The sequence below is a fragment of the Lactobacillus delbrueckii subsp. jakobsenii ZN7a-9 = DSM 26046 genome (genome assembly GCF_001888925.1).
GTDB classification, from domain to species: domain Bacteria; phylum Bacillota; class Bacilli; order Lactobacillales; family Lactobacillaceae; genus Lactobacillus; species Lactobacillus delbrueckii.
Genome location: NZ_CP018218.1, coordinates 1,167,152 through 1,191,903 on the forward strand (window position 1 = coordinate 1,167,152; position 24,752 = coordinate 1,191,903).

Here is a 24,752-nt window from a genome sequence, read left to right on the forward strand (position 1 = left end):
AAGGTCAAGTGAAGAAGGGCGCACGGTGAATGCCTTGGCACTGGAAGCCGATGAAGGACGCGACTAACCGCGAAAGTCTTCGGGGAGCCGTAAGTAGGCTTTGATCCGGAGGTCTCCGAATGGGGGAACCCAGCATGTGCAGACATGCTATCCTTAAGTGAATACATAGCTTAAGGAAGGAACACGCAGCGAACTGAAACATCTAAGTAGCTGCAGGAAGAGAAAGAAATATCGATTTCCCAAGTAGCGGCGAGCGAACAGGAAAGAGCCCAAACCGGCAGATTTATCTGCCGGGGTTGTAGGACTGAAACATGGCACTTCAGAGGATAGCAGAAGCGTTTGGGAAAACGCGCCAGAGAGGGTGAGAGCCCCGTAAGCGAAATCCAAAGAAGGCCTATCAGTATCCTGAGTAGGGCGGGACACGTGAAATCCCGTTTGAATCCGCGAGGACCATCTCGCAAGGCTAAATACTAACCAGTGACCGATAGTGAACCAGTACCGTGAGGGAAAGGTGAAAAGAACCCCGGGAGGGGAGTGAAAGAGAACCTGAAACCGTGTGCCTACAAGTAGTCAGAGCCCGTTAACGGGTGATGGCGTGCCTTTTGTAGAATGAACCGGCGAGTTGCGTTAGTCAGCAAGGTTAAGTCAGAAAAGACGGAGCCGCAGCGAAAGCGAGTCTGAAGAGGGCGAGCAGTTGGCTGACGCAGACCCGAAACCAAGTGACCTACCCATGACCAGGTTGAAGGCGCGGTAAAACGCGCTGGAGGACCGAACCCACGTAAGTTGAAAATTGCGGGGATGAGTTGTGGGTAGCGGTGAAATTCCAAACGAACTTGGAGATAGCTGGTTCTCTCCGAAATAGCTTTAGGGCTAGCCTCGCAAAGAGGATGCTGGAGGTAGAGCTCTGTTTGGACTAGGGGCCCGTCAAGGGTTACTGAATTCAGATAAACTACGAATTCCAGACATTTATGTGCGGGAGTCAGACTGCGAGTGATAAGATCCGTAGTCGAAAGGGAAACAGCCCAGATCACCAGTTAAGGTCCCAAAATTCATGCTAAGTGGAAAAGGATGTGGAGTTGCGCAGACAACTAGGACGTTGGCTCAGAAGCAGCCATCATTCAAAGAGTGCGTAATAGCTCACTAGTCGAGTGACGCCGCGCCGAAAATTTACCGGGGCTAAGCATGATACCGAAACTGTGGATGTGCATTTATGCACGTGGTAGGAGAGCGTTCTAGCGGCGGTGAAGCATGACCGAGAGGACATGTGGAGCTTCTAGAAGTGAGAATGCCGGTATGAGTAACGAAAGACAGGTGAGAATCCTGTCCGCCGCAAGACTAAGGTTTCCTGGGGCAGGCTCGTCCGCCCAGGGTAAGTCGGGACCTAAGGCGAGGCCGAGAGGCGTAGTCGATGGACAACAGGTTGAAATTCCTGTACTGCACCGAATCATTATGAGCGATGGAGGGACGCAGGAGGCTAGCAGCGCGTGGTGCTGGATACCACGTTCAAGCGTCAAGTCTGAGAGCGAGTCAAATGCTTGCTTTCATAAGGACAAGGCGTGATGAGGAGCGAAATTAAAGTAGCGAAGGCTGCGACGTCACACTGCCGAGAAAAGCTTCTAGCCAGAAACGGTGCACCCGTACCGCAAACCGACACAGGTAGTCGAGGAGAGTATCCTCAGGTGAGCGAGAGAACTCTCGTTAAGGAACTCGGCAAAATGGCCCCGTAACTTCGGGAGAAGGGGCGCTGGTCGCAAGATCAGCCGCAGTGAAAAGGCCCAAGCAACTGTTTATCAAAAACACAGGCATCTGCAAAATCGTAAGATGAAGTATAGGTGCTGACACCTGCCCGGTGCTGGAAGGTTAAGAGGAGAGCTTAGCGCAAGCGAAGGTTTGAATTGAAGCCCCAGTAAACGGCGGCCGTAACTATAACGGTCCTAAGGTAGCGAAATTCCTTGTCGGGTAAGTTCCGACCTGCACGAAAGGTGTAATGATTTGGGCACTGTCTCAACGAGAGACTCGGTGAAATTATAATACCCGTGAAGATGCGGGTTACCCGCGACAGGACGGAAAGACCCCATGGAGCTTTACTGCAGTTTAATATTGGGTATCTGTCAAGCATGTACAGGATAGGTAGGAGCCGGAGAAGATAGGACGCCAGTCTTATCAGAGGCGCTGTTGGGATACTACCCTTGCTTGACGGATGCTCTAACTCAGGCCTGTGATCCAGGCCGAGGACAGTGTTTGACGGGCAGTTTGACTGGGGCGGTCGCCTCCTAAAGTGTAACGGAGGCGCCCAAAGGTTCCCTCAGAATGGTTGGAAATCATTCGCAGAGTGTAAAGGCAAAAGGGAGCTTGACTGCGAGAGAGACAACTCGAGCAGGTACGAAAGTAGGGCTTAGTGATCTGGTGGTACCGCATGGAAGGGCCATCACTCAACGGATAAAAGCTACCCTGGGGATAACAGGCTTATCTCCCCCAAGAGTTCACATCGACGGGGAGGTTTGGCACCTCGATGTCGGCTCGTCGCATCCTGGGGCTGAAGTCGGTCCCAAGGGTTGGGCTGTTCGCCCATTAAAGCGGCACGCGAGCTGGGTTCAGAACGTCGTGAGACAGTTCGGTCCCTATCCGTCGTGGGCGCAGGAAATTTGAGAGGAGCTGTCCTTAGTACGAGAGGACCGGGATGGACGCACCGCTGGTGTACCAGTTGTCTTGCCAAAGGCATCGCTGGGTAGCTATGTGCGGACGGGATAAGCGCTGAAAGCATCTAAGTGCGAAGCCCCCCTCAAGATGAGATTTCCCATTTCTTCAAGAAAGTAAGACACCTCAGAGACGATGAGGTAGATAGGCCGGGAGTGGAAGAGCCGTGAGGCTTGGAGCGGACCGGTACTAATCAGTCGAGGACTTGACCAAAAGAGCAAAGCAATGAGGTTTTGACTTGGAAGAGATATTCAGTTTTGAGCGTGCAAGCTCAAGCAAAGAGTGCGGTGGCAATGGCAAGAAGGATACACCTGTTCCCATGCCGAACACAGTAGTTAAGCTTCTTAACGCCGAAAGTAGTTGGTGGGAAACTGCCTGCGAGGATAGGAAGCTGCCGCGCGAATCAAGAGCCAGACGGAAGTCTGGCTCTTTTTGTTTACTATAATAAAATAGGTAAGAGTCTAGAGAATAAGAAAGATATAAAGACATGGACAGAATTGACAGAGAAAACAATCTGATCAGAATTAACGCTTTCGATGATCCCAGACTAAAGCTGTTTACTGATTACAATGAAGCTCAGCTCTTTCATTACTATGAGCCAGAAGCCGGTATTTTCATCGCTGAGAGTCCGAAAGTAATCGAGCGGGCAATTAGGGCCGGCTATGAGCCAATCGCCATGCTGGTGGAGGAAAAGGCCTTAGAACGTGATTTAGCGGACTTTGACCGGGAGCTGGCTGCTAACCACGATCGCTTGCTTGATTTTCCGATCTTTGTCGCTCAGTCTGACCTTTTGCGCCAGCTGCCAGGCTATAATCTGCTTCGGGGCGCCATTTGTGCCTTTCGAAGAAAAAAGCGGCCAAGTCTGCGTGAATTTGCGGCTGCCTTGCCCAAGCATGCCAGAGTCGGGGTCTTAGAGAGCGTCGTCAATCCAACCAATGTTGGCGCTATTTTCCGCTCAGCCGCGGCCTTAGGCATGGACGGGGTCTTGATTACAACCGACTCCAGTGATCCCTTATACCGGAGAAGCGGCCGAGTCAGCATGGGGACGGTTTTCCAGGTGCCTTGGACTTATCTGGATCAAAAACTTTGGCGGGAAAAAGGCGTGGCCAGCCTGCAGAAATTGGGCTTTAAGACCGCGGCCATGGCTTTAAGGGACAACACGGTTGACATCGACGACCCGGTCTTAAAAGAAGCAGACCGTCTGGCTGTCATTTTAGGTTCTGAAGGACCAGGCCTGTTGCCGCAAACGATCGCGGAGAGCGACTATACGATCAAGATACCGATGGCTGAAGGAGTGGACTCCTTGAATGTTGCCGCCGCTAGCGCTTTAGCCTTTTGGGAAGTCAAAAAAGGACTGGATTAAGTTCCGGTCCTTTTAATTTTGTATTTTCTTTTTTACTTATTCACCGCTAGACCCGTAGTTGCTCAATACCCGGGCACTTGGGTCGGTGACGCTTTCCAGGCTCTTCCAGCTTCTGTTTGGCATCCAGTAGTCCTTGATCCAGTCAGCCTTGCCAGGGTAGAATTCTTCAAAAATATCCCGGTAAAGAAGTGATTCCTTGGTAAATGGCGTCCGGTATGGGTACTTTTCGCCTGCTTTAGCCAGGTCTTCATCGCTGTACTTGCTTTCAGCGTATTCCTTAAGGTCATCAACCATGGAGTGGCCCACGGCGTCGCTGAAGGCTGCTTTTTCCCGCATAAGGATGTCGCGGGGCAGCCAGTCGCCTTCTTCAAAGGCCTTCCGGAGCAAATACTTGCCCTTGTGGTAGTGGTTCATCTTCAAGTCCGGATCCACGCTCATGACGTAGTCGACGAATTCCCGGTCAGCGAAAGGCACTCTGCCTTCCAAAGAGTTGGCGGAAATGCAGCGGTCTGCCCGCAAGACGTCGTACATGTAGAGCTCTCTGAGCCGCTTGGCTGCTTCTTTTTGGAATTCTTCCAGGCTTGGAGCGAAGTCGGTGTATTTGTAGCCAAATAGCTCATCAGAGCATTCACCAGTCAAGATGACCTTCAAGTCAGTTGTTTCATGGATCTTCTTGCAGAGAATGTACATCCCGATTGAAGCCCGGATAGTCGTGATGTCCCAGGTTTCCAAAGTATAGATGACTTCTCTTAAAACGCCCAGCACGTCTTCTCTGGTCATGATGAACTCGGTGTGGTCAGTTCCCAGGTAGTCAGCCACTTCCCGGGCATATTTAAGGTCGATCGGGTTTTGATCCATCCCAATGGCAAAAGTTCTGATCTTTGTATCTGGCTGCAGGCGGGCGGCGATCGAGCAGACTAGGGAAGAGTCAAGGCCGCCTGAAAGGAGGTAGCCGACCGGGGCGTCTGAGGCCAGGCGCTGGTCAACTGATTCAACCAGAAGGTCATGAATCTTGTGAGTCGCAGTCTCAAAATCGTCAGTACTCATCTTGGGGGTGAGGTCTGGTTCATGGTAGGCCACGATCTTTTCCCCGTCATAGTAGTGGCCAGGCAGGAAGGGGTGGATTTCGCGGCAGAGGTCAAGCAGGTTCTTGCCAGTTGAGGCAAAAGCAATCTTGCCGTCTTTTTTGGTAAAGCCGTAGAACATTGGCCGGATACCGATGATGTCTCTAGCCGCGTAAATCGTCTTTGAGAGGTGATCATAGAGGACAAAGGAAAATTCCCCATCCAGCATCTTAACCATCGTCTCAATCCCGTATTTGCGGTAAAGGGGGATCAGAACTTCACAGTCACTGCTGGAAGTAAATTCGTAGTCGGTTTCCAGGTTCTTTTTCAGTTCCGGGTAGTTGTAGATTTCCCCGTTGCAGACCAGGGTGCAGTCTAGGGTTTCAAAAGGCTGCATCCCGCTGTCCGTCAAGTCCATGATGGCCAAGCGGTTGAAGCCAAAAGTAACTTCCCGCTCGTCAAAGACCCTGGTCATGTCCGGTCCCCGGTCCTGGCATTTGGCCAGGGCTTCGTTAAAGGTCTTCAAGTCAAATTCTTTGGAGTCGATCGCTAAAAATCCGCACATATTCGCTGCCTCTTTCTTTTTTAAGCAAAAAATAATTTAAGTGAGTAAAAATTGCTATTTAATAAAAAAAGGGTCGCCAAGCAAAGAAAAAGCCCTTCGCTCCCCGGTAAGGGACGAAAGGCTTTGTTCCGCGGTACCACCCAAATTGCTCTGATAATAGAGCCTGCTTCTTGAGCACAAATATGCTCATCCGGTGGTAACGGACCAGAATCGGCCAAGCCTACTGGAGCTAAGTCTTTCGGTTGGCAGCTGAAAAAGTGTTTTTCAAGGGGGGCAGAGCCTGCTGAATTTCCACTCTCATCAGCTCACTGGAGGTTGCCCGCCTTTACTCGTCTTTTTATGGCTTACTTTTTTAATTAAGAACTATTGTAATCCAAATGAGAAATAAATAAAGGCTAAGTTAAAATAAATTTAAAAAGAAAAGCAGAGAAGGCTTGCCAATAAAGTTTTTTATTTTTTCGCTGAAAAGTGTTGACATTTTCCCTAAACCCTGTAGAATACTAGTTGTTGCGTCGCCGAGGCGCGGCAGAAAATTCCGCCTTAGCTCAGTTGGTAGAGCGCTTGACTGTTAATCAGGATGTCGTCAGTTCGAGTCTGACAGGCGGAGTATCGGGAAGTGGCTCAGTTTGGTAGAGCACCTGGTTTGGGACCAGGGGGTCGCAGGTTCAAATCCTGTCTTCCCGATCAAACGAAATATGCGGAAGTAGTTCAGTGGTAGAACATCACCTTGCCATGGTGGGGGTCGCGGGTTCGAATCCCGTCTTCCGCTTAGCATCAAGCGATGCTTAATTGAACAGATGCACCCATAGCGCAACTGGATAGAGTGTCTGACTACGAATCAGAAGGTTGTAGGTTCAAGTCCTACTGGGTGCATTGGAGGATTAGCTCAGCTGGGAGAGCATCTGCCTTACAAGCAGAGGGTCACAGGTTCGAGCCCTGTATCCTCCATCTGGCCCGTTGGTCAAGTGGTTAAGACACCGCCCTTTCACGGCGGTAACATGGGTTCAAATCCCGTACGGGTCATTGCCGGAAGGCAAGAATTGAATATTTTTCTATCCATCAAATGGAGGATTACCCAAGTGGCTTAAGGGGACGGTTTTGAAAACCGTTAGACGGGGTGACTCGTGCGTGGGTTCAAATCCCACATCCTCCTTTTTATTATCGCGGGATGGAGCAGTCTGGTAGCTCGTCGGGCTCATAACCCGAAGGTCGTTGGTTCAAATCCAGCTCCCGCAATATGGTCCATTGGAGCAGTGGTTTATCTCGCCTCCCTGTCACGGAGGAGATCGCGGGTTCAAATCCCGCATGGACCGTTTGATGGCTCGGTAGCTCAGTTGGTAGAGCAATGGATTGAAGCTCCATGTGTCGGCGGTTCGATTCCGTCCCGCGCCATTGAAAATGGAGGAATAGCGAAGTGGCTAAACGCGGCGGTCTGTAAAACCGCTCTCTCTGAGTTCAGTGGTTCGAATCCACTTTCCTCCATAATAGGGATATAGTTTAAAGGTAGAACTACGGTCTCCAAAACCGTCGGTGTGGGTTCAATTCCTACTATCCCTGTTAACAGAATATGGCGGTATTGGTGAAGTGGTTAACACACTGGTTTGTGGATCCAGCATTCGTGGGTTCGATTCCCACATACCGCCCTAGCCGAAGGGCAGAAAAGAATAATCGTGGCGGTGTAGCCAAGTGGTAAGGCAGAGGTCTGCAAAACCTTAATCGTCGGTTCGACTCCGATCGCCGCCTTAGGCTTAACGGCCAAGTAGAATAGCATGGCGGTGTGGCGGAATTGGCAGACGCGTCAGACTCAAAATCTGGTGTCCATTACGGACGTATCGGTTCGACCCCGATCACCGCTATAATTTAGAGCGACTCTGAGGAGCCGCTCTTTTTTGCTTTCATTTGCAGGAAAGTAATGAAAAAAGCTGCCTTTTATCCTTCTTTTGCCAAAAAGGCTTGCATAAAGGTGAAAGCGTGCTAGCATAGTAAGCATATTAGGAAGAACGATTTAATTAGAAAGGAACAAAGAGCATGACTCAAGCTAGAGTAAATACTTGCAGGCTTGGCGGTGTCGTTGGTAAGGCGAGCCGATATTTGTCATGCTTTTGCTCTTAAGCAAAATTCTTGAATAATCTGTAAGCAGCACGGCTGTAAGATTTTTCTGTTCGCGCCAATGGCATCGTTAACTGGAAACTGTTAATTGTTTATGCGAGGTATTGGAATTGAACAAGGGAAAATCTTTATTGGCTGGTGCTGCTGTTTTGTTTTCTGGGGCACTTTTGACGGCTTGCGGGCAAAGCAAGGGGGCAAGTGAGAAGCAGGTATTGAACTGGATGACATCGGCAGAAATCATCACTATGGATCCATCGAAGGCGACGGACGCGACTTCTTTCACCCAGATGGAAAACACCATGGAAGGCCTGTATCAATTAGACAAGGACAACCAGGCCAAGGAAGCCCTGGCGACTAAGGCTGCCCAAAGCAAGGACGGTCTGACCTGGACTTTTGATTTACGGAAAGACGGCAAGTGGTCCAACGGACAGGCAGTTACTGCTAAAGACTTCGTCTACTCCTGACAGCGGACAGTTAACCCCAAGACCGCGTCTCAATATAGCTATATCTTCTCCGGCATTAAGAACGCGGACGCGATCGTGGCAGGCGAAAAAGCCCCGTCCAGCCTGGGCGTCAAAGATCTTGGCAAGTACAAGCTGCAGGTTAAATTAGACCACAAGCTGCCTTATTTCAAGCTCTTGCTGGCCTTCCCGGTCTTTTTCCCGGAAGACCAAACTGCAGTCGAAAAATATGGCAGCAAGTTCGGTACTTCTTCTAAGACCACGGTCTTCAATGGGCCCTTTGTCCAAAAAGGCTGGACCGGAGCCAACCTGTCCTGGAAGATGGTCAAGAACAAGAACTACTGGAACAAATCAGCCGTCAAACTGGCCCAGATTAATTTCATGGTTGAAAAGTCACCGTCAACGGCCTACAACCTTTACCAGGACGGCAAGCTGGATACGGCAATTTTGAGTGCCCAGGCAGCTAAGAACCTACAAAAGCAGGCCGGCTACGTGATCAGAAAGAACAACGGCACGACTTACATGCAGTTCAACACCAAGCTGGCTAAATTTAAGAGCACTAAGCTCCGTCAAGCAGTTTCCATGGCTTTGGACCGGAAGGCCCTGGCCAAGACCCTGGGCGGTGGCTTTACCGGCGCGACGACCTTTACCGCGGCTGATATGACCAAGGTGGACGGGCAGGACTTTACCCAGCTGGCCCAGGACAAGACGACCAAGCAAATTACCAGCTACCACAAGACATTGGCTCAGAAGACCTTTAAGGAAGCCCTCAAGGACTTGCAGCTGAAGAAATTATCCTTTACTTTGCTGACGGCTGATGACGACAGCTCAAAGGCGATTGGTGAATACATCCAGAGTGCCTTGGAAACGGCTTTTGGCAAGCAAGTCTCCGTCAAGGTGCAGAGCCTGCCGACCAAGTCCCAGTTTGCCAAGATGGACAGCGGCAATTTTGAAGCCTGCGTCAGCGGCTGGAATGCTGACTTCGCTGACCCGATTTCATTCCTGGACTGCATGACCTCAACTAACGGCTACAACTCCGGTAAGTGGTCAAACAAGCATTATGACCAGCTGATCGCCAAATCCAAGACCGTTACTTCATCTAGTCGGCGGATGCAGCTTTTGGCCAAGGCAGAAAACATCTTGATGACCGACCAGGGGGTAACGCCGCTGGTTCAGTCCGGCAGTGCCTGGATGCTGAACACAAAGGTCAAGGGCTTGATCTACAACGGCAGCTACTACTTCGAATATGCCTACTTACAGTAAAAGAACAAGTAGAACGATTGTCAAAAGGGCTCGCTTTTGCTAAACTGAAGGCAGATTTAAGAGCTTTTTGCAAAGAGGGGGGAGCAAAAAATGAAGGACTCAAATTCTTTTGTCTACAATGTCTGGCTGATCATTCTGCTGGTTGCTGCCTACATTTGGCCAATCTTCGGTCTGGTGCCGGCAATTTACCTTTTTATCAAGCGTAAAGATGAACAGTTAGAGAAGATGCAAGGCTGGATTACTCTGGCCTTGATCTGGCAGATCGTGCTCTGGCTCCTAATGATCATTTTCTTAATCTGCTTTGTAGCTCTTGCTGGCTCGGCTGGCAAGTAAAAATTGACAAACTAAAACCGCTAGCCGTGTGACTAGCGGTTTTCTTCTGCCTATAAATAAGGTGCCATTTTTTTGTAAAGTTCGTCTAAAGGAACGGGAGGACTGAAGAGGGAGCCCTGGGCCAGGTTGTAGCCGGCTTCTTTAAGGAAAATAGCCGCTGCCAAAGTCATCCATCCAGACCTGGTAGCCCAGGTCATGGAAGTGCTGGACGGCTTCGACCATGGCCTGGCTGCTGTCATTAAGGGCACTTTCCGTAATCTCAATATGAACTTGATCGCGGCTGAGCCCGTAGCGGGCGACGGTGTCTTCGATCTTTTGGTAAATATCGCAGGCTTCCAGGTCTGTTCTGGAAATGTTAAAGCTGATGGGGAAGATTTCTTTTTTCTTTTCCCGTAAAAACTCAGCGTCTTGCCCATAACCCTCTAAAACGTGGCAGTCAACCTTGTAGACTTCCCGGTTGCCCTCCAGGGCAGGGATAAACTTGTCTGGAGACAGGAAGCCGTATCTAGGGTCGATCCAGCGCGACAGGGCCTCACATTCAGCAAGCTTCATGTTTTGGATGTCGATCAAGGGCTGGTAGTAGATCTTGAACCAGTTGTCGCGGCAGGCTTGGTCGATCTTGCTCAGAACATGGACCCGGATTTCATCTGCCTTGGCCAGCTGGTCATCATAGTAGCCGATAGGGGCATTTTTCAGCTTGATTGAGTTAAGGGAACGTCGAGTCCATGCATCAGCTCAGTATTGCGCTTGCGGCGCAAAATATGCCGGCTGGACTTAAAGGGAGCTAAGCCAGCCTTGAAGAGTAAAGTTTCACCAGTGCTGCGGGCCGCAACTGTTTTAAGAGATTGCTGCCGTCCTGGTAGCCGTTAGTTAAGTTGTAGTCATGCAGGTTGACTAGGGAGCTGTAAAAAATACTTAAACTTTAGCTTTTGCCGAACTGCTTGAGGCTCTCTTCATAATGCTCCATGAAATAGTGGAGGCTTTTGGCCCCAGTCAGCTGATCATCATCATATTTCTTCAAGTAGCTTTCATAGCGGTTAATGCTGAAGATATTGAATTTCATGAAGAAAATGTACATGATGCAGGAAATAATAGCTAAAAAGCTGACCACGTAGGCGATTGGCGTTGGGACCGCCGAATTGTTGCCATCAGGGAACATGCGGGGAAATTCTGCCTGGGCTACGACCAGGATCATGCAGAGTATGATGGACCAGAAGAAGCGGCTGTCTTCCGTGATGACGGTCTGCTCCTGGCTGATGTAGCGGATTTCTTTTTTAAAAATAAAGTAGAGACAGGGGGTTAAGATAGTGGTGAAAAAGTCCCATTGCCAGGTTTGATTGGCCAAGAGGGATGAAATTTCAGCGGCGATGACAAATTGACAGTAAGTGAAGGCGGCTACGGACGGATTCTTGTTAATTAGGCACTGATAAAGGAAAATGACTGGGATCAGGGTCAAGAGGATCAATCCAGTTGCCATAAAAAAGGCGCTTAAGGCATTAAGGCTGACCAGGGGGCTTAGCTTCTGGTAAAGGAAGACGGTCATGATCATGGATGTGCTTAAAGAGAGCAGGAAGGCTCCCAGGCTTTTGCCAATCCGTTTTGGGATGCTTTCCTCTAAAAAATAACTGATCAGTAATTAACGCGATAAAGAATACCTGCAGGAGAAAAGTGTGGTTGCGGGCATAAAAGGTTGTAAACTAGGTTATCATGTGTCCTTCCTCGATATAATCTCGTTATTAACAGAACTGCTTATATATAGAATTAAGCATATATTTCTGTCCAAAGCGGATGTTAAATTGGCATTTTCCGGTAAGGTAAAATTAGCGTAAAGAAGACTGAACAAAGAGTGAAAGTGTTACATTTTACAAATGAAAAAAACAGATAAATTAAGCAAAATAAACTGAAAAAGTAAAGGGGAGCCTTGCGAAAACTTTGTAATTCTGTTCAGAAAGCGGCTTGTCTTAAACAAAATTAAGCATTTTACATTGATTTAACAATTATCACTGAATGCATTTAACTTGCCTCCATTAAGATTGAATCAGTAAGAATTCAAGGAGGAATTAACATGTCACGCAAAAAAAACAAAGTCGCCATCGTTGCGCTTGTTTTGCTGGCAATCGTCATCGGCTGCGTCGTTGGCAGCTCTGAAGCCGATACCAAGGGAGTTTCCGGGACAGTTAACATCGCCGGGTCATCTGCCCTTCTGCCTTTAGCGCAGAACGCGGCCAAGACTTTCATGGACAAGAACCCGGACAGTGTCATCAACACTAACGGGGGTGGGTCAGGCCAAGGCCTGCAGCAGGTTTCTGACGGCACCATCGACATCGGGGACTCAGACTTGCTCGCGGATGAAAAGCTGGACAAGAAGTCAGCCAGCAAGCTGGTTGACCACCAAGTGGCCATTACCGTCATCGCTCCGATCATCAACAAGGATGCCGGGATTAAGAGCCTGACCACTGAACAATTGATCAAAGTTTTCACCGGCAAGGTGACCAACTGGAAGCAGGTTGGCGGCAATGACTGCCAGATCGTCCTGGTTTCCAGACCATCTTCATCAGGTACCCGGGTAACTTTTGAGCAATACGCTTTGAAGAAGCACGCTAGCCAGTCAAACCAGTCTCTGGAAACTGACGACTCAGGTACTTTGATCCAAATGATCCAAAGTGTTTCCGGCTCAATCGGCTACGTTGCCCTATCCTACTTGACTGGTGACCCGCAAGTCGGCATCGTGTCAATCAACGGTGTTAAGCCAAGCCTGAAGAATGTCTACAATGGCAAGTATACGGTTTGGAGCTATGAGCACATGTACACTAAAGGCCAGCCAAAGGGTGCGGCCAAGGCATTCTTGCAGCAGATGCTCAGCGAGGAATATGGCAAGAAGATCGAAGCCATGGGCTACGGCATAGCCTCCAAGCTGACGGCTGCCGCTAAAGCCACCCATACTAAGTAAGAAGGAGAAATAAGGCATTATGGACAAAGTAGTTCAAAAAGCAATTGCCAAAGACAAGCGCTGGCGCGCGGTCTACATCGCCTGCGGCCTCTTGATCATTGCTTTGACCCTTTTGATGGGGGCCTTCCTGCTCTACCAAGGCAGCCAGACCTTCCTTAAGGCGCACCACAGCGTTTGGGAGTTCCTGTTTACCAGTGACTGGGCACCGCTTGACAAGACCGGCATGTTTGGGGGAAAAGTCGGGGCTGCCATTTACATCGTTGGTTCCTTGGAAACCTGCTTGCTGGGTTTGCTCATCTGCTTGCCGTTTGCGATCGGCTCAGCCGTTTTCATGACGGAAATTTCACCAAAAATCGGTGAAAAGTTCTTCCGGCCGGCAACGGAAATCTACGTCAGCATCCCATCCGTTGTTTACGGCTGGTTTGGCTTGACCAAGCTGGTTCCTATAATTAGAAACGCCTTCCACCCAAAGATGGGCGGTTTCTCAGTCCTGGCCGCCTCAATCGTTCTGGCCATCATGATTTTCCCAACGATCACTACTGTCGCCGCCGACGCCATCAAGTCAGTCCCGAATAGCTACAGAGAAGGGGCTTACGGTTTAGGGGCGACCCGCTGGCAAGTTATCGGCAAGGTTGTTTTGCCAGCCGCTTCCGGCGGTATCTTGACCGGGGTGGTCTTGGGTCTGGCCCGGGCCATCGGTGAAGCTTTAGCCGTAGCCATGGTTATCGGTAAGACCCGGTCCTTCGCGACCAGTCTCTTGTCACCAACCAGCAACTTGACCAGTGCAATTGCCGCTGACATGGGTAACACGGCCCAGGGCGGGGAATACAATCTGGCTTTGTGGTCAATGGCCCTCTTACTCTTCATCATCTCAATCGTTTTGATCGTCTTGATTCACAAGCTTGGCAATGGAAAGAAGGAAAAATAAATATGAGCCGTGCTAAAAGAAAAGACCGGCTGATGACGGGAATCTTCTACGCCATCGGCTGGATTATGCTGGCCTTCCTGCTCTACTTAACGCTGACCATCATCTTTGACGGCTTGAAAGGCTTCCAGTGGGACTTCTTGGGAGCAGCCGGCAACGGGATTTTCAACCAGTTTTTCAACACTATATACTTAGTTTTCCTCTCACTGCTGGTCTCAGTGCCAATCGGCATCGGGGCCGGGGTTTACCTGGCTGAATACGCTAAGGAAGGCAAGTTCCTGACAATCTTCGAAATCAGTATCGAATCCTTGTCATCCCTGCCATCTATCGTTATCGGCCTGTTTGGCTATTTGGTCTTCATCATGTGGACCGGGATGTCCTGGAATATCCTGGCCGGTGCCTTGACGATTTCAATTCTTTCAATTCCTCTGATCACTACTGAAACCAACAACGCCATCCGAGCCTTGCCGGTGGAATACAAGGAAGGTTCCCTGGGCCTGGGCGCGACCAAGTCAGAAACCATTCGCAAGGTCTTGATTCCGGCGGCCATGCCGCAGATCTTGACCGGGGTAATCATGGCTACCGGGCGCGGTTTCGGTGAAGCCGCTGCGCTTTTGTATACTTCCGGCCAGTCAACTTACATCAACTGGCAGAACTTCTGGAAGGTTACCTCACCAACTTCACCGCTGAACCCGTTCCGAAGCGGTGAAACCCTGTCCCTGCACATCTGGGTCATGAGAACTGAAGGGGCCTTGAACCCGTCAGCCACTCAGATCGCCAACTTTACTTCAGCAGTCCTGGTCGTTTTGGCCCTGCTCTTCACTTTGGTTACGCGCCGTATATCTGACAGAATGCGCAAGCGCAATAACGGAGGAAATTAATGATGGAAGACAAAATTACAATTGAAAAGCTGAACCTGTACTACGGTGATTTTCATGCCTTGCATGACATCAATATGCACATCCAAAAGAACGAAATCACTGCCTTCATCGGCCCGTCAGGCTGCGGGAAATCAACTCTTTTGCGGTCACTTAACAGAATGAACGACCTGGTTGAAGGCTGCCGGATTGATGGCTCGATCAAGCTAGACGGCACTGACATCTATAATGGTGACCTGGATGTGACCGTCCTGCGGCAAAGAGTCGGCATGGTCTTTCAAAGACCAAACCCGTTCCCGATGAGCGTTTACGACAATGTTGCCTACGGCCCGCGGATTCACGGGATTACTGACAAGAAGGAACTGGACGAAATCGTGGAAACTTCCCTCAAGCAGGCAGCTATCTGGGACGACTTGAAGGACCGGCTGAAGAAATCAGCCCTGGGCCTGTCCGGCGGTCAGCAGCAAAGGCTCTGCATCGCCCGGGCCCTGGCTGTCAAGCCGGAAGTATTGTTGATGGACGAACCGACCAGTGCCCTGGACCCGATTTCAACCTCTAAAATTGAAGAATTAGCTTTGGAACTGAAGAAGAACTATACGATCGTCATCGTTACGCACAACATGCAGCAAGCCGTGCGGATCTCTGACAAGACTGGCTTCTTCCTCTTGGGTGACCTGGTTGAATTCGGTGAAACTGACCAGCTCTTCTCCATGCCGAAGGATGAAAGAACTGAAAAATACATCACCGGCCGGTTCGGTTAAGGCTAGAGGAGGCCAAAAATGAGAACAAGATTTGACAAGGAACTGGATCACTTGCATGATGCAATGGAAGAAATTGGCCAGCTATGCAAGGAAAGCATTTCTGAATCAACCGACACCCTGTTTACGGGCAACTACCATGAAGCAGAGGACACGATTAACCTGCACCACCGGATTCACAAGGCAGAGCGTGACATTGAAGAAACCTGCCTGCGCCTTTTGATGGAGCAGCAGCCGGTTGCCACTGACCTGCGGATAATCAGTGCATCTTTGAAGGCGGTCTACGATCTTGAAAGAATCGGTGAAATTGGCGCAGACATTGCCGACCTGGTCCTTAACGAACACCTCACAGTCGCAAATGACATGCTGAACTTGAAGAGCATGTCCCAAATTGCTACGGGCATGGTCAACGACGCGGTAACGGCTTTGGCCAACCAGAATGTAGAACTGGCCAAGGCCGTAATCGACCGCGATGACCAGGTCGACGAAGGCTTTGACAAAGCGAAGGCATTTTTGATCAATAACTTTAACAAGGATGGTAATCCGGAATATTTGATCAATTTGATGATGGTCGCAAAGTACTTTGAAAAAATTGGCGATCACGCCGTCAATATTGCTAAATGGTCCTTATTTGTAACTACCGGCAAGACTGGCAGATAAGTCCATGAAATTCCCCTTACCACTCTTGTGCATGATTATGGTTGTAAACTATAATTAAGTTTAAGAAAGGTTAAGGGGATTTTTTATGACTGAAATTTGGTGCGTGGAAGACGACGAAAGCATCCGCGAAATCGAAATGTACACGCTGGAATCAATGAACTTCAAGGTCCGCGGCTTTGACGACGGACAATCTTTTTTCAAGGCCCTGGACAATAGCCGGCCGGATTTAGTGATTTTGGACTTGATGCTGCCTGATGAAGACGGTAGCGAAATTCTCCACCGGCTCAGGTCTACTTCCGCGACCGAGGACTTGCCGGTGATTGTCGCCAGTGCTAAGACGGCAGAATATGACAAGGTCAAGAACCTGGATTCCGGGGCGGATGACTACTTAACCAAGCCATTTGGAATGATGGAAATGGTTTCCCGGGTCAAGGCTGTTTTGCGCCGGACCAACCGTAAGAAGGAGGACAAGATCGAAAAAGACGGGATCAAGATTCTCTTGAAGCGGCATGAAGTTTTCGAAAACGGCCATCAGGTCGATTTGACTTTGAAAGAATATGGACTCCTGAAGCTCTTGATTACTCATCCGGGAACTGTCTTTTCCCGGGAAGAAATCATGGATCAGATCTGGGAGACTGGTTTTTATGGGGAAACGCGCACAGTAGACGTTCACGTGAGAACCTTGAGACAGAAGTTGGGTGAGGCTGGTAAGCATATCGAAACGGTGCGCGGTGTCGGTTATCGCTACCATGAAGCAGACTAATGTTTAAGAAGATATTTCGGGCAAGTTTTTTACTGACTTCTCTGATTCTCTTATTTGCCGTACTCTTAAGCGCGATTGTCTTGAGCATTGACTTCGACCATACAGAAATGTCCGCCCTGGCTTCCCAGGCTGACCTGGCAGCCAGCGGGGTAAATACCAGCGGCAAGAAGTACATCAAGAACTTAAAAGGGGAGAACTACCGGATTACTTGGATCAATTCCAAGGGCAAGGTTCTCTACGACAATGAAGAGAATCCCAAAAAGATGGGCAACCACTCCCGCCGCAAGGAAGTCGCCGAAGCCATGAAAAAGGGGACAGGGACCAGCGAGCGCTACAGCACGACCTTGTCGACCGTAACCATGTATTATGCCGAGCGGCTCAATGACGGCGGGGTCATCCGCATCGCGATCACCAGAAACTCCTTCTGGCGGATTCTGGTCAGATTTTTGTCGCCGCTTTTGTTAATCATGCTTTTATCGGTCCTGGTGTCCTGGTTCCTGGCCAAGACAATCTCGCAAACGATCGTCAAGCCGCTGAATGAAATGGACCTGGACAAACCCCTGGAAAGCAATGCCTATGACGAAATCAAGCCGCTTTTGACCAGACTGGACAGCCAGAACAAGCAGATTGCTGACCAGATGGAGCAGCTCCACCACCGGGAAAAAGAATTAAAGACGGTGACAGATGCCATGCTGGAAGGCTTGATCTTGATTGACCTGGATGACCAGATCCTCTTGTCCAACCCGGCGGTTGTCTCCCTTTTGGGCTTGCATGATACTGACCCCTTGCCAGATGATGTTAAGGAAATCATCGATAAGAACAGCCGCTTGGCCCATGCTGAGGGGATTGTGGAAAGAAACGGCCGCAATATTCAAATCAGTGCCAGCCCGATTACCAGCCGCAAGATTCTGAAGGGGACTTCGATCCTGGTGGTTGACGTGACGGAAGAATACCATGAAGAGCAGGTCCGGCGGGAATTCACGGCCAATGTGTCGCATGAACTTAAGACGCCCCTGCAGTCCATCATGGGGTCAGCTGAACTTTTGGAAAACCACCTGGTTAAAGAAGAGGACCGGGACAGCTTTTACAAGAAGATCCACGAATCTTCTGCCCAGCTTTTGACCTTGATTGACGACATCATCCGTTTGTCCCACCTGGATGAAAATCAACGCTTTGAAGAAATCAAGCTGAACTTGAAGAGTCCGGTGACTGAGGCCCTGGAAGCCCTGCAGAGTTCGGCTGACCGGCATGGAATCAAGCTGGAGACTAATTTGTCAGACACTATGATCCTGGCCAACTTCCGCCTGGTTTACGAAATTGCCTACAACTTGATTGATAACAGCATCCGCTACAACAAGGAAAAGGGCAAGACCAAGATTACGGTCAAAGAGCACCGGGGCCAGGCGATCCTGCAGGTGGCGGATACTGGCATCGGGATTCCCCAGGAAGCCCAGAACCGGATTTTTGAACGCTTCTACCGGGTGGATAAGAGCCACAGCCGCAAGACCGGGGGGACTGGCCTGGGCCTGTCCATTGTCAAGCATGCTGTTCAGCAGTGTCACGGGACCATCCGCCTGGAAAGCGAATTAGGCAAGGGGTCAACCTTCACGGTTATTTTCCCGGCCCTGCCAGCAGGAGCAGATGATGATAGCAAATAAAGTAAAAATGACGAATGAAAACCAGTTCACTTTAAACAGTGAACTGGTTTTGCTGTATATTAAAGCGGATAGTCGCCGACAACCGTTGCCATCCCGATGATGGCGTAGTGGCTGTTTAAGTCCGGCACTTTCCGCATTGGGAAAACATAGTTTCTTGGAGTGATAGTGACTGTTTCATTGTAAGAAAAGTCCAGGTCCAAATTACGGCCAAAGTAGTGGTCGTTAGTTGCAAAAGTAATAGCTGTACACATGATTTAAAGCAAGCGGGCGGCCAAAGTGATGAAGCGGGCTAAAAATGTGGCCCGCCGGCAGGAAAAAGAAGAGGCAGCCAAGCAGGGCCTTTTGTCCAACATTGAAGAAGCCCCGCCCCTGGACTTGAACTTTAAGGCCGACTATCACCAGACTCTCTTTACTGGCCGCGATCTTAGCCTGGAGATTGCCGGCCGGACCTTGTTTCAAGGGCTGAATTTAGTAATCGCCAGCCGCGGGATTGTGGCTTTGACCGGGCCAAACGGCAGCGGCAAGAGCAGTTTTTTGGCCTGGCTCTTGGGTAATAAAGATTTTACCTGCCAGGGAGACTGGGACTTGCAGACTGGGATAAAAATCAGCTACCTGCCCCAAGATTTGTCAAGTTACCATGGCTATCTGCCCGCTTTTGCCAAAGAGCATGACCTGGACTACGAGCACTTTTTGAATCAGCTGAAAAAATTAGGCCTGGAGCGGGAGGCCTTTAAGCAAAAGATTGAGGAGATGAGCCAGGGGCAAAAGAAGCGGGTAGCCCTGGCCAAGTCTCTGACTGAAGAAGCCAGCCTCTACCTTTGGGATGAACCGGCCAACTACCTGGATCTTTTCAACCAGGACCAGCTGATCAAGCTGCTGGCAAAAGAGCAGCCGGCCATGCTTTTAGTTGATCACGACCAGGCCTTTATCGAAGCAGTCGCCAAAGAAAGAGTCAACTTGCGGCCGGTCTTATAATTTGCAAAAGCGACCGTCTTGCCCTAAAATTTACATAAAATTAATGTCAGCCTTTTACTTGATTTTACTTCTTTAGCTTATTCCAATAACTAAAGGGGGGCGGAAAAGGATGGCACGGTACGTCTTTTGCAAGCCGGACAAGCCCAAATTGACCTACTGGAGCATTATTGCTTTTATTGTGCTGGGGATCATCGCCACGGCATACTTAGGCTTGACGGCATAGCTTACTTATTGATAAACCCTTCTTAAAAAATACAACTGCGCTAAAAAGCCACGGCATTTTCTGCCGCGGCTTTTGTCTTGTAATATCTATGTAACATCCGCTTGCTACAATTATTTCCAGAGGTCACTGACAAAGTAGCACAGGGCTGCCCAGGCAACCAGGGGCAGGTAGTGGCCATAGTCGTCTCTGCCTTCATTGAGCAGGCGGCGGGCCTCTTCCTTGTCAACTAATTTGAAGTCGCCAAAAACTTCGGTGCCTTCAGCTCCTTTGTGGTTAAGGGCGGACAAGTCATCAACGTGGATGACGGCTTTGACAATGGCGTTGCTTTCGTCGCTGAAGCCGGAAGCCGTGAAGACCAGGGGGTTGATGACTTCAACCGTGTCCTTTTCGCCGATGCTGAGTCCGGTTTCTTCCTTGATTTCACGGATCATAGCTGTTTTGATTGGATCCGGGCTGGCCAGGTCAGCCGGGGCAATCAAGCCTGCCGGCAGGCCGAGCAGGTAGCTGCCAGCCGGGTACCGGTACTCGTAAAAGAGCAGGAGCTTGTCTTTCTGACCGGCTTCCTTAACGATGATGACCGCGCAGACGGCATCAGGCAGGGCGCTTCCCAGCTCTGGATCCTGCTTGAAGGCAAAGAGCTGGTCTTTGTCCCGCCTTGAAGCATCATAGTAGTGGACCCCGTTTTCATAAGCCAGGTCGTAGAGTTTGACATATTTGGTAGCAGCCAGGGTTTTGCTCTGGTCAGGTAAAATTTTAGGTTCTTGCATTTATTGTCAGTCCTCCTTGTATCATCTTTATTGTACGATAAGAATGGAGCAGTCATGAGGAAAATCAGCAAATTTTTGAGTATTGTGGCCCTGGGCCTGTTAGTCGGGGGATGCAGCCAGGGGCAAAAGGCCAAGCAGACTAAGACGAAAACTGAGACCAAGACCAGCCAGAAGGCAAGCGGGAAAAAGGTTGGCATCAGCATTTGGCGGATGGAATAAAGGCAAATAGCAAAGAAAAAACTAGCTGAAAAATCAGCTAGTTTTTTCTTTTTTCTTTCTTTTTCCCGTCTATAATTTTTGCAGGTATTCCCGCAAAAGCTTTAATCCGCCCACTGGGGTGCAGAAGTCCGGGTCTTTGGCCTGGGCCTTCTCCCAGACCTCATCAAGGTCAAACCAGGCAACGGCTGAAACTTCTTCTTCCTGCAGGACGAATTTATTTTCGTCTACGGGCTTAGAGTAGACATGCACAAAGGAGACCTCCCGGTTTTTGAATTCTGCCTGGTGGAAGACCTTGTCGTAGCAGTTGTGGAAGGTGCCGATAAAGGTAAAGTCAGCGGCCTGGCTCTTGATGCCCAGTTCTTCTTCCAGCTCTCTGATGATGGTTGCCAGGGGCTCATCTCCGGCAGCGATGTGGCCGGCAGAAGAGGTGTCAAAGCAACCTGGGTAGGAGTCCTTATTGGCGGACCTTTCCTGCAGGAGGACTTGCCATTTGCCGGCTTTTTGCCGGATAATCCAAACTGAGGCGCAGCGGTGCCAGGCCCCAATCCGGTGGGCTTCATTCCGCTCAATGGTCTGCCCGATGGGCCGGCCCTCTTTATCCACAATATCAAGAATTTCCATAATTTACCTCGAATTTTCAACGCTTTTAGGGCGATTTTACCAGCAAAAAGTCTTTTTGTCATGGCCCCGTGAAACTAAAACGCCATTTTAACCGGTTACAAGGCAAAGGAGCGTAATCCCTTAATAACAAGCTTTTTCTCTTAAAAGATGGTCAAAAAGCATTTGTGCACCAAGGCTATTAAATACATAAAATTAACGACAAAGCTAGATATACCAAGCAATTAAAGGGCCTTAAAAAAGAAAGATTAAAAAAACGCGACAACGTGAAACGGTAAAAGTGGAAAAAGGCAAATATTGACCAAAAAAGTAAGGTAAAAGGAAGTTCCTTTACCTTGCTTCTTTAAGGAGCGATAAATGTGTTTAGTAGACCAGGAGGCCGATTCCCAGGAATATCAGGCAGATCACGAACTGGATGACCAGTTGCTTCCATATAAACTTAAACCAGCGGTCAAAGCCGATATTGACCATAGCCAGGGACATCAAGATCAGGCCAACTGGGGCGATCAAGCCGATGTAGCCCTGCCCCCAGTTATAGGCATCGATCACGCTGGCCCGGTCGACGCCGACAATATTGGCCAGCGGCGCCATGATCGGCATGGACAGGACGGCCAGACCAGATGATGACTGGATGAAGAAGCCGAGGACGATGTAGATCAAGAAGAGGACCCAGACGAAAGCCAGCTTGTTCATGCCGGTGATCTGCTTGCTGAAGAAGTACATGATCGTGTCGCTGGTGTGGCTTTCATCCATCACGATGGAGACCGCCGACCGTCAAGGCAACCCCTAAAAGGTCAGCCGCGCCGCTGACAAAGCTTTCCATGAAGCGGTGTTCACTTAAGCCGGAAACCAGGAAGAGAAGGTAGGAAACGGCCAGGAAGACAACCGCGATTTCTGTGAAGTACCAGCCCCGGTTCTGGACACCCCAGATCATGACTAAAAAGCCAGCCACGAAGGTGAGCAGAGTCAGTTTTTGCCGCCAGGTGAAGTCGCCCTTGTCAGCTTGTGAGTCAAAAGCAAGAAACTTCTTCTTGTTTTCTTCATATTGGTCGTAGACCAGGGACTTGCTTGGGTCCTTGCGGACTTTTTCAGCATAGATGATGGTGTAGAGCATCCCGGCCCCCAGGGAAACCAGGAGCATGATGATTCTCAAAGGCAGGGCCCGGGCAAAGTTGACCCCGGCCGTGTTTGAAGCAATAACCGTTGAGAAGGGGTTGATGGTTGCACCCAAAGTCCCTAAAGTGGTGCCCAGGAAGATGGTGGCGACCACGGTCATCTCTCATTTTTCAGTCCCCTTGAAAAAGTAGACCAGGCGCTTTGGCAGCTGCTTGTAGATCATAAAGGCTAGGTAGGCGACGACTGTGATGCTGGTCAAAGCGTAAACGGTGGAAACAGGTGACAGGGTCAAACCGTAGATGACATTGTTGATAAAGCCGCTTTTACGTTATCGGCCAGGCCTGTATTGTCCTGCGCCGGTACTGGTTTAGGCAGAGCTCTTGGTACAATTACATCCTGCACCAGGCCAACGGGACGCTTTTTGTCGCAGCCGGACCGATGAATTGACCGGCCTGTATAACCGCCTGGCCTTGCGGAATACTTCCCCAACTACAGCAAGCAGGAGGTTGGCGTGGCCATGATTGATTTAGACGACTTCAAGCGCTTTAATGACAATTACGGCCATGGCGGGGATGAAATCTTGATTATTGCTTCTGGCTTAGAAGATGGTGATTTTGTTAAAAAATTGCAGATTTTTCAAGCTGAATATGCTAAACTAAACCAGCAATTAGAAGAGCCAGTCACCTTGAGCATCGGCTATGCTACCGGCGCGGCTGCCAATGAAGAAGAGTTGCGGAAAATGATTCAGCTGGTTGATAACTATCTTTACCAAGCCGAAATACAAGGCAAGAACCAGGTGGTTGGCGCAGAGAAGAAATGAGGCATTATGTACAGCTATATCCAGAAAGAACAAATCAAGATCTACCGCTACTTGACGGTTGACGCGGTCAACGCCGCTTTGGCGGACTTGCGGCAAAAAGGCATCAGCCTGGAACTGGAGAGCACGGTCGGGACGGCAGGCAACTTCGTGACCCAAAACGACGGGGTGGTGGACCTGGACTACCAGTTAAAGCTGGTCAAGGCGGCCGAAGAAGATCCGGCGGCCCTTCTGGCTAAAATCAGCGCCGGCTTAACTGCCGGTCTGGCCAGCAAGTTCGAAGGCGGCCGGGAAAACAGCCAGGCTTTAACCTTCCTGCACCGGGCTAAGAAGAGCGGCAAGATCAACTTTAAGTTAGACTTGACCATCATCAAGGAAGAAGACGGGGATGAATACCGCCTGGTCAAAACTGACGGTGGCAAGTGGAGTGAAGCTTTTAATACCCGCTTTTTGACCATCCAGGAAGAAACGATTAAGGACTGGGACCAGTGGGAAGACTTGCGCGAGGATTATCTTCGCCTTAAGAACGCAGATCCGGCTGGTCTGTCAGTCGACCTCTACCGGCAGGCAGTCAACCAGATCTACGGTTAAGAGGTGTGAAGCAAAGCAGGCATTTGCCTGCTTTTTTCATGCAGAAAGCTTTGAGATCTCTTACAAAAAATGAAATAATGGTCTAAGAAGCTAGCAAAAATGAGTTTGGAGAAAAAGATGGAAGAAAAGAAAAAAATCAAATTAATCGCGACTGACATGGATGGCACCCTGGTCAATGACGCCAAAGAGGTGCCCGCTTCATTTGCCCCTTGGGTCTTAAGCCACCCGGACCAGCAGATGGTGATCGCCAGTGGTCGGCCATATTACACCAATGAAGAGCTTTTCAAGGAGATCAAAGACCACTTGATCTTCATTGGCGACAATGGAGGCTTGATCTACCAGCAGGGGCAGGTCTTGGCCAAGGCCGGCATTACAGCGGAAGAAGCAAAATTCTGCTTGGACCTCTTTAAAGATGAGCCCCTGGCCAATCCGATTCTCTGCGGGGCCAGCCAGGCAATCTGCCACGACCCTAAAGGTGACCGGAACTTTTTAAAGCAGCTGGATACTTACTATATCAAGCGCCGCTATGTTGAAGACCTTGAAGCTGAAGTAAACAGCGATGAAATTATCAAATTCACTGTTTATATCGAAGGCGGGGCCGCTGAAAGCATCTACCGGCAACTGCCGGAAATGCCGGGCAACTTAAGCGCGGTTTTGGCCGGGCCGGAATGGATCGACATCGTTAACAAGGACGCCAATAAGGGAGCAGCGGTAAAGAAGATCGCTGACCTTAAAGGAATCAAGCAAGATGAAATTCTGGCTTTTGGCGACTACTTAAATGACCTGACCATGTTAGAAGCGGCCGGGACCAGCTACGCCATGGTCAACGGCCACCCGGACTTGAAAAAGATCGCTGACCACATTGCCCCAAGCAACAATGATGAAGGAGTAATGCAAATCCTGCGAAAATTGTTTGATTAATTGCTGACAGCTGCCTTTTGGCGGCTGTTTTGCTTTACATTGTGCATGATCCAGGTAT

General features: G+C 49.7%; 19 protein-coding genes, 15 tRNA genes, 2 rRNA genes and 4 pseudogenes. 32 read left to right on the plus strand and 8 right to left on the minus strand.

The annotated features are described in order from the left end of the window. The first annotated feature begins 2 nt into the window (after positions 1-2). The 3 genes from LJ046_RS05955 (at position 3) to LJ046_RS05965 (ending at position 4,060) form a co-directional block, all read left to right on the plus strand. Positions 3-2,910: ribosomal RNA gene (locus LJ046_RS05955) — 23S ribosomal RNA — on the plus strand. A 70-nt stretch (positions 2,911-2,980) separates the two neighbouring features. Next, a 5S ribosomal RNA gene (rrf, locus tag LJ046_RS05960) occupies positions 2,981-3,097 on the plus strand. A gap of 87 nt (positions 3,098-3,184) precedes the next feature. Further along, positions 3,185-4,060, plus strand: a complete 876-nt coding sequence (locus tag LJ046_RS05965; protein WP_002877099.1) for a TrmH family RNA methyltransferase — start codon at positions 3,185-3,187, stop codon at positions 4,058-4,060. 36 nt (positions 4,061-4,096) lie between these two features. Here the strand turns inward: LJ046_RS05965 and asnB are convergent, their stop codons facing one another. Beyond that, a complete protein-coding gene (gene asnB / locus LJ046_RS05970; protein ID WP_002877101.1) occupies positions 4,097-5,689 on the minus strand; it encodes an asparagine synthase B in 1,593 nt (530 codons plus the stop codon). Positions 5,690-6,223: 534 nt separating this feature from the next. Here asnB and LJ046_RS05975 point away from each other — a divergent pair. The 17 genes and pseudogenes from LJ046_RS05975 (at position 6,224) to LJ046_RS06060 (ending at position 9,855) form a co-directional block, all read left to right on the plus strand. Next, a tRNA-Asn gene (locus LJ046_RS05975) sits at positions 6,224-6,296 on the plus strand. Positions 6,297-6,299: 3 nt separating this feature from the next. Then, positions 6,300-6,373 (plus strand) — tRNA-Pro (locus LJ046_RS05980). A 13-nt stretch (positions 6,374-6,386) separates the two neighbouring features. Beyond that, positions 6,387-6,458, plus strand: a tRNA-Gly gene (locus tag LJ046_RS05985). A 30-nt stretch (positions 6,459-6,488) separates the two neighbouring features. After that, a tRNA-Arg gene (locus tag LJ046_RS05990) sits at positions 6,489-6,562 on the plus strand. A 2-nt stretch (positions 6,563-6,564) separates the two neighbouring features. After that, positions 6,565-6,637: transfer RNA gene (locus LJ046_RS05995), tRNA-Val, on the plus strand. A 3-nt stretch (positions 6,638-6,640) separates the two neighbouring features. After that, positions 6,641-6,712: transfer RNA gene (locus LJ046_RS06000), tRNA-Glu, on the plus strand. 42 nt (positions 6,713-6,754) lie between these two features. Next, a tRNA-Ser gene (locus LJ046_RS06005) sits at positions 6,755-6,842 on the plus strand. A 9-nt stretch (positions 6,843-6,851) separates the two neighbouring features. Further along, a tRNA-Met gene (locus tag LJ046_RS06010) sits at positions 6,852-6,925 on the plus strand. 3 nt (positions 6,926-6,928) lie between these two features. After that, positions 6,929-7,002, plus strand: a tRNA-Asp gene (locus LJ046_RS06015). A gap of 6 nt (positions 7,003-7,008) precedes the next feature. Further along, positions 7,009-7,081, plus strand: a tRNA-Phe gene (locus LJ046_RS06020). An 8-nt stretch (positions 7,082-7,089) separates the two neighbouring features. Then, a tRNA-Tyr gene (locus LJ046_RS06025) sits at positions 7,090-7,171 on the plus strand. A 4-nt stretch (positions 7,172-7,175) separates the two neighbouring features. Further along, positions 7,176-7,246: transfer RNA gene (locus LJ046_RS06030), tRNA-Trp, on the plus strand. A 13-nt stretch (positions 7,247-7,259) separates the two neighbouring features. After that, positions 7,260-7,332 (plus strand) — tRNA-His (locus LJ046_RS06035). 29 nt (positions 7,333-7,361) lie between these two features. After that, a tRNA-Cys gene (locus LJ046_RS06040) sits at positions 7,362-7,432 on the plus strand. 28 nt (positions 7,433-7,460) lie between these two features. Further along, positions 7,461-7,545: transfer RNA gene (locus tag LJ046_RS06045), tRNA-Leu, on the plus strand. Between the two features lie 357 nt (positions 7,546-7,902). Continuing rightward, positions 7,903-9,522, plus strand: a pseudogene (locus LJ046_RS06055) (peptide ABC transporter substrate-binding protein). A gap of 90 nt (positions 9,523-9,612) precedes the next feature. Continuing rightward, a complete protein-coding gene (locus LJ046_RS06060; RefSeq protein ID WP_002878518.1) occupies positions 9,613-9,855 on the plus strand; it encodes a hypothetical protein in 243 nt (80 codons plus the stop codon). 141 nt (positions 9,856-9,996) lie between these two features. Here LJ046_RS06060 and LJ046_RS06065 read toward each other — a convergent pair whose 3' ends face one another. Both LJ046_RS06065 and LJ046_RS06070 read right to left on the minus strand, forming a co-directional pair. After that, on the minus strand, positions 9,997-10,425 hold the full coding sequence (locus tag LJ046_RS06065) for an EAL domain-containing protein (RefSeq protein ID WP_231127984.1): 429 nt from the start codon (positions 10,423-10,425) through the stop codon (positions 9,997-9,999). Between the two features lie 352 nt (positions 10,426-10,777). Then, positions 10,778-11,404, minus strand: a complete 627-nt coding sequence (locus tag LJ046_RS06070) for a hypothetical protein (protein WP_231127986.1) — start codon at positions 11,402-11,404, stop codon at positions 10,778-10,780. Positions 11,405-11,920: 516 nt separating this feature from the next. On the opposite strand from LJ046_RS06070, the gene LJ046_RS06075 reads away from it, so the two are divergent. The 7 genes from LJ046_RS06075 (at position 11,921) to LJ046_RS06105 (ending at position 18,447) form a co-directional block, all read left to right on the plus strand. Next, complete coding sequence (locus tag LJ046_RS06075) at positions 11,921-12,805, plus strand: phosphate ABC transporter substrate-binding protein (RefSeq protein WP_002878525.1); 885 nt, start codon at positions 11,921-11,923, stop codon at positions 12,803-12,805. A gap of 19 nt (positions 12,806-12,824) precedes the next feature. Further along, positions 12,825-13,733 carry a phosphate ABC transporter permease subunit PstC gene (pstC, locus tag LJ046_RS06080; RefSeq protein ID WP_002878526.1) on the plus strand — a complete coding sequence of 303 codons (909 nt, stop codon included), beginning with the start codon at positions 12,825-12,827 and terminating at the stop codon, positions 13,731-13,733. Between the two features lie 2 nt (positions 13,734-13,735). Continuing rightward, positions 13,736-14,611, plus strand: coding sequence for a phosphate ABC transporter permease PstA (gene pstA / locus LJ046_RS06085; RefSeq protein WP_002878528.1), 876 nt, complete (start codon positions 13,736-13,738; stop codon positions 14,609-14,611). Next, positions 14,611-15,369 carry a phosphate ABC transporter ATP-binding protein PstB gene (pstB, locus tag LJ046_RS06090; protein WP_002878529.1) on the plus strand — a complete coding sequence of 253 codons (759 nt, stop codon included), beginning with the start codon at positions 14,611-14,613 and terminating at the stop codon, positions 15,367-15,369. Before pstA ends, pstB begins: the two co-directional genes overlap by 1 nt. An 18-nt stretch (positions 15,370-15,387) precedes the next feature. Further along, positions 15,388-16,026: a phosphate signaling complex protein PhoU gene (phoU, locus tag LJ046_RS06095; RefSeq protein WP_002878531.1), complete on the plus strand. Its 639-nt coding sequence runs from the start codon at positions 15,388-15,390 to the stop codon at positions 16,024-16,026. A gap of 85 nt (positions 16,027-16,111) precedes the next feature. Beyond that, the gene (locus LJ046_RS06100) at positions 16,112-16,789 is read left to right on the plus strand and encodes a response regulator transcription factor (RefSeq protein WP_002878532.1); all 678 of its coding nucleotides are present in this window, start codon (positions 16,112-16,114) and stop codon (positions 16,787-16,789) included. Next, positions 16,789-18,447: a sensor histidine kinase gene (locus LJ046_RS06105; protein ID WP_002878534.1), complete on the plus strand. Its 1,659-nt coding sequence runs from the start codon at positions 16,789-16,791 to the stop codon at positions 18,445-18,447. Before LJ046_RS06100 ends, LJ046_RS06105 begins: the two co-directional genes overlap by 1 nt. Positions 18,448-18,509: 62 nt before the next feature. On the opposite strand, the pseudogene LJ046_RS06110 reads toward LJ046_RS06105, so the two are convergent. After that, positions 18,510-18,698 (minus strand): annotated as a pseudogene (locus LJ046_RS06110) (linear amide C-N hydrolase); the annotation flags it as partial. Positions 18,699-18,726: 28 nt separating this feature from the next. Between LJ046_RS06110 and LJ046_RS06115 the strand changes: the two are divergent. Then, positions 18,727-19,422 (plus strand): ATP-binding cassette domain-containing protein, encoded by a 696-nt coding sequence (locus LJ046_RS06115; RefSeq protein ID WP_002878546.1) that lies wholly within the window; start codon positions 18,727-18,729, stop codon positions 19,420-19,422. A gap of 333 nt (positions 19,423-19,755) precedes the next feature. On the opposite strand, the gene LJ046_RS06120 is transcribed toward LJ046_RS06115, so the two are convergent. Further along, positions 19,756-20,412, minus strand: coding sequence for an NUDIX hydrolase (locus LJ046_RS06120; protein WP_002878552.1), 657 nt, complete (start codon positions 20,410-20,412; stop codon positions 19,756-19,758). A 54-nt stretch (positions 20,413-20,466) separates the two neighbouring features. Here LJ046_RS06120 and LJ046_RS10005 point away from each other — a divergent pair, with 54 nt between their 5' ends. Next, positions 20,467-20,631 carry a hypothetical protein gene (locus LJ046_RS10005; protein WP_002878553.1) on the plus strand — a complete coding sequence of 55 codons (165 nt, stop codon included), beginning with the start codon at positions 20,467-20,469 and terminating at the stop codon, positions 20,629-20,631. 69 nt (positions 20,632-20,700) lie between these two features. On the opposite strand, the gene LJ046_RS06125 is transcribed toward LJ046_RS10005, so the two are convergent. The 3 genes and pseudogenes from LJ046_RS06125 to LJ046_RS10705 all read right to left on the minus strand — a co-directional run. Further along, positions 20,701-21,252: an NUDIX hydrolase gene (locus tag LJ046_RS06125; RefSeq protein ID WP_002878555.1), complete on the minus strand. Its 552-nt coding sequence runs from the start codon at positions 21,250-21,252 to the stop codon at positions 20,701-20,703. Positions 21,253-21,612: 360 nt separating this feature from the next. Next, positions 21,613-22,525 (minus strand): annotated as a pseudogene (locus LJ046_RS06130) (YfcC family protein); the annotation flags it as partial. 81 nt (positions 22,526-22,606) lie between these two features. Further along, positions 22,607-22,687: pseudogene (locus LJ046_RS10705) on the minus strand (ECF transporter S component); the annotation flags it as partial. A gap of 195 nt (positions 22,688-22,882) precedes the next feature. On the opposite strand from LJ046_RS10705, the gene LJ046_RS10395 reads away from it, so the two are divergent. The 3 genes from LJ046_RS10395 to LJ046_RS06145 all read left to right on the plus strand — a co-directional run bounded on the left by LJ046_RS10395 (position 22,883) and on the right by LJ046_RS06145 (position 24,694). Continuing rightward, positions 22,883-23,185, plus strand: a complete 303-nt coding sequence (locus LJ046_RS10395; protein ID WP_002878563.1) for a GGDEF domain-containing protein — start codon at positions 22,883-22,885, stop codon at positions 23,183-23,185. 6 nt (positions 23,186-23,191) lie between these two features. Continuing rightward, entirely contained in the window at positions 23,192-23,773 is a 582-nt protein-coding gene (locus LJ046_RS06140) for a hypothetical protein (RefSeq protein ID WP_002878564.1), read from the plus strand. A 99-nt stretch (positions 23,774-23,872) separates the two neighbouring features. Continuing rightward, entirely contained in the window at positions 23,873-24,694 is an 822-nt protein-coding gene (locus LJ046_RS06145; RefSeq protein WP_002878565.1) for a Cof-type HAD-IIB family hydrolase, read from the plus strand. Positions 24,695-24,752 lie beyond the last annotated feature (58 nt).

Coding starts and splice junctions, on each gene's coding strand:
- LJ046_RS05965 (WP_002877099.1), top strand. CDS start 3,185: ATGGACAGAATTGACAGAGAAAACAATCTGATCAGAATTAACGCTTTC.
- asnB (WP_002877101.1), bottom strand. CDS start 5,689: ATGTGCGGATTTTTAGCGATCGACTCCAAAGAATTTGACTTGAAGACC.
- LJ046_RS06060 (WP_002878518.1), top strand. CDS start 9,613: ATGAAGGACTCAAATTCTTTTGTCTACAATGTCTGGCTGATCATTCTG.
- LJ046_RS06070 (WP_231127986.1), bottom strand. CDS start 11,404: ATGATCATGACCGTCTTCCTTTACCAGAAGCTAAGCCCCCTGGTCAGC.
- LJ046_RS06075 (WP_002878525.1), top strand. CDS start 11,921: ATGTCACGCAAAAAAAACAAAGTCGCCATCGTTGCGCTTGTTTTGCTG.
- pstC (WP_002878526.1), top strand. CDS start 12,825: ATGGACAAAGTAGTTCAAAAAGCAATTGCCAAAGACAAGCGCTGGCGC.
- pstA (WP_002878528.1), top strand. CDS start 13,736: ATGAGCCGTGCTAAAAGAAAAGACCGGCTGATGACGGGAATCTTCTAC.
- pstB (WP_002878529.1), top strand. CDS start 14,611: ATGATGGAAGACAAAATTACAATTGAAAAGCTGAACCTGTACTACGGT.
- phoU (WP_002878531.1), top strand. CDS start 15,388: ATGAGAACAAGATTTGACAAGGAACTGGATCACTTGCATGATGCAATG.
- LJ046_RS06100 (WP_002878532.1), top strand. CDS start 16,112: ATGACTGAAATTTGGTGCGTGGAAGACGACGAAAGCATCCGCGAAATC.
- LJ046_RS06105 (WP_002878534.1), top strand. CDS start 16,789: ATGTTTAAGAAGATATTTCGGGCAAGTTTTTTACTGACTTCTCTGATT.
- LJ046_RS06115 (WP_002878546.1), top strand. CDS start 18,727: ATGAAGCGGGCTAAAAATGTGGCCCGCCGGCAGGAAAAAGAAGAGGCA.
- LJ046_RS06120 (WP_002878552.1), bottom strand. CDS start 20,412: ATGCAAGAACCTAAAATTTTACCTGACCAGAGCAAAACCCTGGCTGCT.
- LJ046_RS10005 (WP_002878553.1), top strand. CDS start 20,467: ATGAGGAAAATCAGCAAATTTTTGAGTATTGTGGCCCTGGGCCTGTTA.
- LJ046_RS06125 (WP_002878555.1), bottom strand. CDS start 21,252: ATGGAAATTCTTGATATTGTGGATAAAGAGGGCCGGCCCATCGGGCAG.
- LJ046_RS10395 (WP_002878563.1), top strand. CDS start 22,883: ATGATTGATTTAGACGACTTCAAGCGCTTTAATGACAATTACGGCCAT.
- LJ046_RS06140 (WP_002878564.1), top strand. CDS start 23,192: ATGTACAGCTATATCCAGAAAGAACAAATCAAGATCTACCGCTACTTG.
- LJ046_RS06145 (WP_002878565.1), top strand. CDS start 23,873: ATGAGTTTGGAGAAAAAGATGGAAGAAAAGAAAAAAATCAAATTAATC.